Origin of the sequence: Streptomyces sp. NPDC051677, assembly GCF_044453465.1 — a bacterium.
In the GTDB taxonomy this organism is placed as follows: domain Bacteria; phylum Actinomycetota; class Actinomycetes; order Streptomycetales; family Streptomycetaceae; genus Streptomyces.
The window spans coordinates 186,174-195,515 of sequence record NZ_JBITCT010000005.1; the positions used below are offsets into that span (position 1 = coordinate 186,174).

Consider the following 9,342-nt stretch of genomic DNA (forward strand, 5'->3'; position numbering starts at 1 on the left):
CTATGGAAAAGCAGACTTCGGTGTTCGAGTACGCACCGGCGCCCGAGTCCCGCTCGGTCGTCGACATCGCCCCCTCCTACGGCCTCTTCATCGACGGCGAGTTCGTCGAGGCGGCCGACGGCAGGGTCTTCAAGACGGTCAGCCCCAGCACGGAGGAAGTGCTGTCGGAGATCGCCCAGGCCGGCGCGGAGGACGTCGACCGCGCGGTGAGGGCCGCCCGCAAGGCCTTCGAGAAGTGGTCCGCGCTGCCGGGCTCCGAGCGCGCGAAGTACCTCTTCCGCATCGCCCGCATCATCCAGGAGCGCAGCCGCGAGCTGGCCGTCCTGGAGACGCTGGACAACGGCAAGCCCATCAGGGAGACGCGCGACGCCGACCTCCCCCTGGTCGCCGCGCACTTCTTCTACTACGCGGGCTGGGCCGACAAGCTCGACCACGCCGGGTTCGGCTCCGCTCCCCAGCCGCTGGGCGTCGCCGGCCAGGTCATCCCCTGGAACTTCCCCCTGATGATGCTGGCGTGGAAGATCGCGCCCGCGCTCGCCACCGGCAACACGGTCGTCCTCAAGCCCGCCGAGACGACCCCGCTCTCGGCCCTGTTCTTCGCGGACATCTGCCGCCAGGCGGGCCTGCCCAGGGGCGTCGTCAACATCCTGCCCGGCTACGGCGACACGGGCGCCGCGCTGGTCGCGCACCCGGACGTGAACAAGGTCGCCTTCACCGGCTCGACGGCCGTGGGCAAGGAGATCGCGCGCACGGTCGCGGGCAGCCGCAAGAAGCTCACGCTGGAACTGGGCGGCAAGGGCGCGAACATCGTCTTCGACGACGCGCCGATCGACCAAGCCGTCGAGGGCATCGTCAGCGGCATCTTCTTCAACCAGGGCCAGGTCTGCTGCGCGGGCAGCCGGCTCCTCGTCCAGGAGTCGGTCCAGGACGAGCTGCTGGAGTCGCTGAAGCGCCGCCTGTCCACGCTCCGCCTCGGCGACCCGCTGGACAAGAACACCGACATCGGCGCGATCAACTCCGCGGAGCAGCTCGCCCGGATCAGCTCGCTCGTCGAGCAGGGCGAGGCCGAGGGCGCCGAGCGCTGGTCGCCGGCCTGCGAACTGCCCACCTCCGGCTACTGGTTCGCGCCGACGCTCTTCACGAACGTCACGCAGGCCCACACCGTCGCCCGCGACGAGATCTTCGGCCCGGTGCTGTCGGTGCTGACGTTCCGTACGCCCGACGAGGCGGTCGCCAAGGCCAACAACACGCAGTACGGGCTGTCGGCGGGCGTCTGGACCGAGAAGGGCTCCCGCATCCTCGCGGTCGCGAACAAGCTGCGCGCGGGCGTCGTGTGGTCCAACACGTTCAACAAGTTCGACCCGACCTCGCCGTTCGGCGGCTACAAGGAGTCGGGCTTCGGCCGCGAGGGCGGTCGCCACGGCCTGGAGGCGTACCTCGATGTCTGAGAAGAGCGACAAGACCGAGCAGCAGCGACTCAGCGTCTTCAAGACCTACAAGCTGTACGTCGGCGGGAAGTTCCCGCGTTCCGAGAGCGGCCGGGTGTACGAGGTGACTGACCCGAAGGGCAAGTGGCTGGCGAACGCGCCGCAGTCGTCCCGCAAGGACGCCCGTGACGCCGTGGTGGCCGCCCGCAAGGCGTTCGGCGGCTGGTCGGGCGCCACGGCGTACAACCGGGGCCAGGTTCTTTACCGGGTCGCCGAGATGCTGGAGGGCCGCCGGGACCAGTTCACCCGCGAGGTGGCCGACGCCGAGGGCCTGTCGAAGTCCAGGGCCGCGGCGCTCGTCGACGCCACGATCGACCGCTGGGTCTGGTACGCGGGCTGGACCGACAAGATCGCCCAGGTGGTCGGCGGCGGAAACCCGGTCGCGGGCCCGTACTTCAACCTCTCCTCCCCCGAGCCGACGGGCGTGGTCGCGGTCCTGGCCCCCCAGGAGTCGTCGTTCCTGGGCCTGGTCTCGGTGCTGGCCCCGGTGATCGCGACGGGCAACACGGCCGTCGTGGTCGCGAGCGAGAAGTCGCCCCTCCCCGCCCTGTCCCTCGCCGAGGTCCTGGCCACCTCCGACGTCCCCGGCGGTGTCGTCAACGTCCTCTCCGGCCGTACGGCGGAGATCGCGGCGCCTTTGGCCGCGCACCAGGACGTCAACGCGATCGACCTCGCGGGCGCGGACGACGTCCTCGCGAAGGAGCTGGAGATCGCGGCGGCGGACAACCTGAAGCGGGTTCTCCGTCCACAGCCTGTGGACGACTGGTCGCAGGCTCCGGGAACGGACCGCATGACGGCCTTCCTGGAGACGAAGACGGTCTGGCACCCGACGGGCTCCCTGGGCGCGTCCGGCTCCGCCTACTGAGCCGCGCGGCCCGCATGCCGGGCCGTCCCACGAACGAGCCGCGCCGCCCCTCCGTCCGGGGGCGGCGCGGCTCTCCCGTACGGGTGGGCGGGGCTTCAGCCGCCCAGCGCCTTCGTCACGTCCCCCAGCACCGGGATCGACCCGATCGACTGCGCCTGGGCCACCGGCCCGGTCAGCATCTGCGAGGTCAGCGGCTGGAAGTCGGCGAGTTGGGTGCCGACGCCGTTGTCGAGGGGGTCGACGCCGGTGCCCGCGAGCGGGTTGGGCTTGAGCCCGGAGACGGTGCCGGTGACGTACGACAGGGAGCCGAGCGCCCCCTGCAGGCCCGCCTGCGGGTCGATCTGCCCGACCGAGGTGGGGTGCGAGCGCATCACGTCGACGGGTTCGCCGGTGGCCGCGGCGGCGGCGCCGGCGCCCGCGCCCAGCGCGACTCCGGCGGTCGCGAGGGCGGCGAGGGCACGCCGGCCGGTGGGGGTCTGGGAGGTGTCGTGTCGGGCCATCGCGTTGCCGCCTTCTGGTGCGCAAGGTAATCAGGTCGACACAAAGGGTAGTTGAGGTGTGACGCGCGCTTCAAAGCCGACCCGCGAGGCCGCCGCGGCCCCGGAGATGCCTCACACTGGTGTCCCGTGACCTCCCCATTGCCCATACCGACGCGAGTCGTGCTGCTCTGCGGCCCTTCCGGCTCCGGCAAGTCCCTGCTCGCCGCCCGCTCCGGCCTCCCGGTCCTGCGGCTCGACGACTTCTACAAGGAGGGCGACGACCCGACGCTGCCGCTCGTCGCCGGGAGTTCCGACATCGACTGGGACCACCCCGGCTCGTGGGACGCGGACACGGCGGTCGCCTCGATCGTGGAACTGTGCGGCACGGGTCGTACGAACGTTCCGGTGTACGACATCTCGCTGAGCGCCCGCACCGGCGAGGACGCGATCGAGATCGGGCGGACCCCGCTGTTCATCGCGGAGGGCATCTTCGCCGCCGAGATCGTGAACCGCTGCCGGGAGCTGGGCGTCCTGGCGGACGCGCTGTGCCTGAGCCGCGGCCCGGTGAAGACGTTCCGCCGCCGCTTCCTGCGGGACCTGAAGGAGGGCCGTAAGTCGGTGCCGTTCCTGCTGCGCCGCGGCTGGCGCCTGATGCGCGCGGAACGCTCCATCGTGGCCCGCCAGACCGCGCTCGGCGCGTACGCCTGCGACCGCGACGAGGCGATGGGCCGCCTGGCGTCCGCGGCGGCGGGCCGCCTCGCGCCCACGGCCCGCACAGCCGTCTAGGCCTCCGGGCCGTCCGGGCCGTGTGGGAGTTCCGGGCCGCCCAGGGGACGCGCCGCTGGGACGCGCGCACGCAAAAGCGGGACTGGACGGACCCCCCGGCCCTCCAGTCCCGCTCCCTTGCGCTCCCCCGTGTTCCCCGTTCCCCCGTTTCCCCCCGGGTGGTGCTTCCCCCGTGGCGGCGCGGTACCGCTCCCCCGGACGTCCCCCGTCGGTTCCCCCCGGTACCGCTCCCCCGTCACCGGCTTCCCTGAGCGAAGCCGGGCCCTTCCCCCGTCACCTTCAGGCGACCAGCTCCCCGAAGGCGTCCTCCTCGTCACGGCCGAAGCTGAGGACCTCGTCCTCGCGCAGCCGGCGGAGCGACCGCCAGATGCTGGACTTCACCGTGCCGACACTGATGTCGAGGATCTCCGCGATCTCCGGGTCGGTGCGGCCCTCGTAGTAGCGCAGGACCAGCATCGTCCGCTGGAGTTCGGGCAGTCGGGCGAGCGCCTGCCACAGGACCGCGCGCAGTTCGGTGCCGCGCATCGCGTCCGTGTCGCCGGGCGTCTCCGGCAGCTCCTCGGTCGGGTACTCGTTCAGCTTGCGGCGGCGCCACGCGCTGATGTGCAGGTTCGTCATGGTGCGGCGGAGGTAGCCCCCGACCGCGGCCTTGTCGCTGATCCGGTCCCACGCCCGGTACGTCGAGAACAGCGCGCTCTGCAGCAGGTCCTCGGCCTCGAAGCGGTCGCCGGTGAGGTGGTAGGCGGTGGCGTACAGGGAGGCGCGGCGCTCCTGGACGTAGGCGGTGAACTCCGCCTCGGTCAGCGAGCGACGCTCCCCCGTGTCCTCCCTGTACGCGGCTCCCCCGTGAGCCGCCTGTTCCCCCGTGTCAACCACCGTCATGTACGCGGTGTGCTGACGCCCGGCGCCGCGAGCGCACCCCCGCCCGCTCACGGCGCCGGACTTCTCGGAACCCCGGTTCACGTCGTGCAGGCGGGTGACGACTGCGACTGCGTTGGTGCTCCTACCGTGCAGCGTGTTCATCTCGCGCCCCCCGTCGTGGACTTACCGGTGTTCGGTCTCTTGCGTCTTGCGTGGGATCGGCTTCGCTGTTGTTCCCGGCGCCGCCTTGCCCGTGTCGAAAAGATTGCCCGGGCCACTTCATCGCCGTGTCCGCCGACTGTCACAGACCTGTCACAGGGCCCTGCCACGGGAACACCACAGACCGTTCACAGCCGTCCGCAGTACGGGAGTTGACTTGGTCGGCGCAGGTCATCGTGGGACTCTTCGAGGGTGACTCTCGGCATGGTGCTGTTCGACTCCCGCCTCCGCGCCTCGACGCGGACGCGGTAGCGGCCACCCTCTCCCCGACCTCGCGCGTCCCGCCCGCACCGGGCCGGGCGCGGGTCGTGCCTGCTCACTGCGGGCTTCCGGCTGTCGGCTCCCGCTCCTCGTCCCGTCGAAGTGCCCTTCGTGACCCGGCATTCACGACCACGAGGAGTACGCACGTGGAGTCCCACGACCTTCCCTCCGTCCGCCCCGCCCGCCCCTACGGCCCCGTCGTCGTCGCCGACGACCGTATGCGCGCCGCGACCGCCCACCGTCTGGCCCGCGCGGGGACGTCCCTGCTCTGGCGGGGCGACTTCCAGGGCGCCCGCCAGCTGCTGCGGGCGATGGACCGCCGTGTCGGCGGCGCCGGACCCGCCTGCGCCGACCCCGCGGAGGCCTTCCGCCTGCACCGCCGGGCCCGCGCCCACCGCGCCCGGGTCCTGGACCGGCTGCTGGTCGAGCTGGCCGACGACCACACGGTGGCCCTGCGCCGGGCCCCCGACGTCCGCGAGGCCTGCCACGCCGCCTACGGCCCGCCCACCGGCCCGGCCCTGGTCCCGCTGCGGGAGCTGCTCGGGGTGATCGGCGCCCACCAGTGGCGTCTGAAGGGCGTCGAGGTCCCGGCCCTGGGCGCACGCATCCACCCCCACTACGGCGTCTTCGCGCCGACGCGGAGCGAGTACGTCGACCTCGTGGCGGAGGCCCCGCTGCCGGCGACGGTCCGGCGCGACCCCGCCGCGGCCACCGCGTTCGACCTGGGCACCGGCACCGGCGTCCTCGCGGCGGTCCTGGCCCGCCGAGGCGTCGGGCGGATCGTCGGGACGGACATCAACCCCCGCGCCCTGGTCTGCGCCGAGGACAACGCCCACCGGCTCGGTCTCGGCGGACGGCTCACGGTGGCCCCGGGCCTGTATCCGCCCGGCCGAGCCGATCTCGTCGTCTGCAATCCGCCGTGGCTGCCCGGCCGGCCGTCCGCCGCGCTGGAGCTGGGCGTCTACGACGAGGGCGGCGGGATGCTGCGGGGATTCCTGGGAGGTCTCATGGAGCACCTACGGCCCGGCGGCGAGGGCTGGCTGATCCTCTCCGACCTGGCCGAACACCTGGGCCTGCGGACCCGCGACGAGCTGCTCGAACTCATCGAAACCGCAGGTCTACGGGTTGTGGACCGGATCGATGTACGACCCCGGCACAGGCGTGCGAGCGACGTCTTCGACCCCCTGCACGCGGCCCGTGCCGCCGAAACCACCACCCTCTGGCGTCTCAGCCCTGCCCCATAGGTCGAACGACAGCCCCCTCATGGGCCAGAATGAGCCCGTGCCTTCCCTGTTGCTGATCGAGGACGACGACGCCATCCGTACGGCCCTGGAGCTCTCACTGACGCGCCAGGGACACCGGGTGGCCACCGCTGCCAGCGGTGAGGACGGTCTGAAACTGCTGCGCGAGCAGCGGCCGGATCTCATCGTGCTGGACGTCATGCTGCCCGGCATCGACGGTTTCGAGGTGTGCCGACGCATCCGGCGCACCGACCAGCTGCCGATCATTCTGCTCACCGCGCGCAGCGACGACATCGACGTCGTGGTCGGGCTGGAGTCCGGCGCCGACGACTACGTCGTCAAGCCCGTGCAGGGGCGGGTGCTGGACGCCCGGATCCGGGCCGTGCTGCGGCGCGGCGAGCGGGAGTCGAGCGACTCGGCGACGTTCGGCAGCCTCGTCATCGACCGCGCGGCGATGACGGTGACGAAGAACGGCGAGGACCTGCAGCTGACGCCGACCGAGCTGCGGCTGCTGCTCGAACTGTCCCGGCGGCCGGGGCAGGCCTTGTCGCGGCAGCAGTTGCTGCGCCTTGTCTGGGAGCACGACTACCTCGGTGACTCGCGGCTGGTGGACGCCTGCGTCCAGCGGCTGCGGGCCAAGGTGGAGGACGTGCCGTCGTCCCCGGTCCTGATCCGTACCGTTCGTGGCGTCGGCTACCGCCTGGACGCCCCTCAGTGACACAGGCGCAAGGGGGGCTCCGCGGCTGGTCCGCGGCGCGCAGGGGAAGACTCTCACGGCTGCGTTTCACCAGCCTGCGGCTGCGGCTCGTCGTCGTCTTCGGGGCGGTGGCGCTGACCGCCGCCGTCTCCGCGTCCGGCATCGCGTACTGGCTCAACCGCGAGGCCGTGCTGACCCGTACCCAGGGTGCGGTGCTGCGGGACTTCGAGCAGGAGATGCAGAACCGGGCGGGTTCGCTGCCCGAGCATCCCTCGCAGGACGAGCTCCAGCACACCGCCGGGCAGATGGCCAACAGCAGCCAGCGTTTCAGCGTGCTGCTGGTGGGCGCGGACGCGAGCGGCAAGACCGTCTACGGCAACTCGGGCGGGCTGAACGGGTTCTCGCTGGACGACGTGCCCGAGTCGCTGCGCACGGCCGTGAACAAGCGGCAGGATCTCACCGGCGGCAACACGTCGCAGTACCACCTGTACTGGCAGCGGGTCGTCGACCACGGGACGCCGTATCTGGTGGCCGGGACGAGGGTCATCGGGGGCGGCCCGACCGGGTACATGCGCAAGTCGCTGGAGCCGGAGGCGAAGGACCTCAACTCGCTGGCCTGGTCGCTGGGGATCGCCACCGGCCTCGCGCTGATCGGGGCCGCGCTGCTCGCGCAGGCCGCCGCCACGACCGTCCTGAAGCCGGTGCACCGGCTGGGCGTCGCGGCCCGGCGGCTCGGCGAGGGCAGGCTGGACACCCGGCTCAGGGTGTCCGGAACCGATGAACTCGCCGATCTGTCACGGACGTTCAACTACGCGGCCGAGGCCCTGGAGAAGCGGGTCGACGACATGGCCGCGCGCGACGAGGCGTCCCGGCGGTTCGTCGCGGACATGAGCCATGAACTGCGTACGCCGCTCACCGCGATCACCGCCGTGACCGAGATCCTGGAGGAGGAGCTGGAGGCCGAGTCCGGGTCCGTGGACCCCATGATCGAGCCGGCCGTACGGCTCGTCGTCAGTGAGACCCGGCGGCTCAACGACCTCGTCGAGAACCTGATGGAGGTCACCCGCTTCGACGCGGGCACCGCGCGGCTGGTCCTGGACGACGTCGACGTCGCCGACCAGATCACGGCCTGCATCGACGCCCGCGCCTGGCTGGACGCCGTCGACCTGGACGCCGAGCGGGGCATCCACGCCCGGCTCGACCCGCGCCGGCTTGACGTCATCCTCGCCAACCTCATCGGCAACGCCCTCAAGCACGGCGGTTCGCCGGTGCGGGTGTCGGTGTCGACGGCGGACGACGCGGTCGTCATCGCGGTGCGCGACCACGGGCCGGGCATCCCCGAGGAGGTGCTGCCGCACGTCTTCGACCGGTTCTACAAGGCGAGCGCCTCCCGGCCGCGCTCCGAGGGCAGCGGGCTCGGCCTGTCCATCGCCATGGAGAACGCCCACATCCACGGCGGCGAGATCACCGCCGCCAACTCCCCGGAGGGCGGCGCGGTGTTCACGCTGCGGCTGCCCCGGGACGTGTCCGAGCTGACGGAACAGAACGGCGTCGGCGGCGGGCAGGGCGACCAACCGGCGCAGGCGAAGGGGGACGCATCGTGACCACGGGGCGCGCGAGGACCGTACGACGACGGCTGCTCGCCGTCCCCGTGCTGGCCGGGCTGGCCGGGCTGCTCGCCGGCTGCGGTATCCGGGCGACCGAGGTGCCGACCGACTTCGGGGCCGCGCCCTCCCGGGCGCGCTGCTCGCTCACCGAACCGGACGTGGCGGCGCAGTCCGGGCGCGCGGGCGTGCCGGTGCAGGTGTTCCTGCTGTGCGGTTCCTCGCTGGTCGCCGTGGACCGGTACGTGCGGGTGCCGGACGGTGCGCCGGACTCCGAGCGGCGCGCACTGGTGGCGCAGGGCCTGCTCGACCAGCTCGCCGAGTCGCCGTCGGCGGCCGAGAAGGAGGCCGGGTACACGACGGACGTGCGCGGCGGCATGTCGGTCGGCGGACCGCGTCCCAAGGACCCGGACGACGCGCTGCGCCTGAGCACCTCGCCCGGCAGCCTCACCTCCTACGCGCTCGCGCAACTCGTCTGCACGTTCTCCGACTCGGCGGCGGCCGAGGGCGACGGCTCGGTGATCCTCGGCGGCCCCGGCTCCGACCCCCTGCGCCGCTACGAGTGCACCAACGAGGTCCGCGCCCGCCCCGGCAGCACGGAACCCCCGTCCACAGCGGTCAAGGACGGCGGCTGAACGACTCTCCCGGCCCCCGGAGACAACGGACCGCCGACCGGCGTGGCGGGACGCGTCGCGAGCCGGTGTCGCGGGACGGTGTCGCGGGCCGGCGTGGCGAACCGGTGTGGCGAACCGGTGTCGTAGGCCGGTGTGGCGAACCGGTGTCGCAGGCCGCGTCGCGGGACGGCGTGACGAGCAGGCGTCGCAGGACGGCGTCGCAGGACG

At 72.4% G+C, this 9,342-nt stretch carries 9 protein-coding genes; 7 read left to right on the top strand and 2 right to left on the bottom strand.

Going from position 1 to position 9,342, the window contains the following annotated elements; genetic code table 11:
* Positions 1-2 precede the first annotated feature (2 nt).
* Both ACIBAF_RS07980 and ACIBAF_RS07985 read left to right on the top strand, forming a co-directional pair.
* Entirely contained in the window at positions 3-1,448 is a 1,446-nt protein-coding gene (locus ACIBAF_RS07980) for an aldehyde dehydrogenase family protein (RefSeq protein WP_399462277.1), read from the top strand.
* Entirely contained in the window at positions 1,441-2,352 is a 912-nt protein-coding gene (locus tag ACIBAF_RS07985; RefSeq protein WP_399462278.1) for an aldehyde dehydrogenase family protein, read from the top strand. Before ACIBAF_RS07980 ends, ACIBAF_RS07985 begins: the two co-directional genes overlap by 8 nt.
* 95 nt (positions 2,353-2,447) lie before the next feature.
* Here the strand turns inward: ACIBAF_RS07985 and ACIBAF_RS07990 are convergent, their stop codons facing one another.
* Positions 2,448-2,852, bottom strand: coding sequence for a hypothetical protein (locus ACIBAF_RS07990; RefSeq protein WP_399462279.1), 405 nt, complete (start codon positions 2,850-2,852; stop codon positions 2,448-2,450).
* A gap of 126 nt (positions 2,853-2,978) precedes the next feature.
* Between ACIBAF_RS07990 and ACIBAF_RS07995 the strand changes: the two genes are divergently transcribed.
* Positions 2,979-3,617 carry a uridine kinase gene (locus ACIBAF_RS07995; RefSeq protein WP_399462280.1) on the top strand — a complete coding sequence of 213 codons (639 nt, stop codon included), beginning with the start codon at positions 2,979-2,981 and terminating at the stop codon, positions 3,615-3,617.
* 279 nt (positions 3,618-3,896) lie between these two features.
* Here the strand turns inward: ACIBAF_RS07995 and ACIBAF_RS08000 are convergent, their stop codons facing one another.
* Positions 3,897-4,640: a SigE family RNA polymerase sigma factor gene (locus tag ACIBAF_RS08000; RefSeq protein WP_399462281.1), complete on the bottom strand. Its 744-nt coding sequence runs from the start codon at positions 4,638-4,640 to the stop codon at positions 3,897-3,899.
* A gap of 536 nt (positions 4,641-5,176) precedes the next feature.
* Between ACIBAF_RS08000 and ACIBAF_RS08005 the strand changes: the two genes are divergently transcribed.
* From ACIBAF_RS08005 to ACIBAF_RS08020, 4 genes are read left to right on the top strand one after another with little or no spacing between them, the layout of a single operon-like run.
* Positions 5,177-6,202, top strand: a complete 1,026-nt coding sequence (locus ACIBAF_RS08005; RefSeq protein WP_399462390.1) for a methyltransferase — start codon at positions 5,177-5,179, stop codon at positions 6,200-6,202.
* A gap of 37 nt (positions 6,203-6,239) precedes the next feature.
* Positions 6,240-6,917, top strand: a complete 678-nt coding sequence (gene afsQ1 / locus ACIBAF_RS08010) for a two-component system response regulator AfsQ1 (protein WP_028807033.1) — start codon at positions 6,240-6,242, stop codon at positions 6,915-6,917.
* Entirely contained in the window at positions 6,914-8,500 is a 1,587-nt protein-coding gene (locus ACIBAF_RS08015) for an ATP-binding protein (protein WP_399462282.1), read from the top strand. Before afsQ1 ends, ACIBAF_RS08015 begins: the two co-directional genes overlap by 4 nt.
* Positions 8,497-9,135 carry a hypothetical protein gene (locus ACIBAF_RS08020; RefSeq protein ID WP_399462283.1) on the top strand — a complete coding sequence of 213 codons (639 nt, stop codon included), beginning with the start codon at positions 8,497-8,499 and terminating at the stop codon, positions 9,133-9,135. The genes ACIBAF_RS08015 and ACIBAF_RS08020 overlap by 4 nt, the downstream gene beginning before the upstream one ends.
* Positions 9,136-9,342 lie beyond the last annotated feature (207 nt).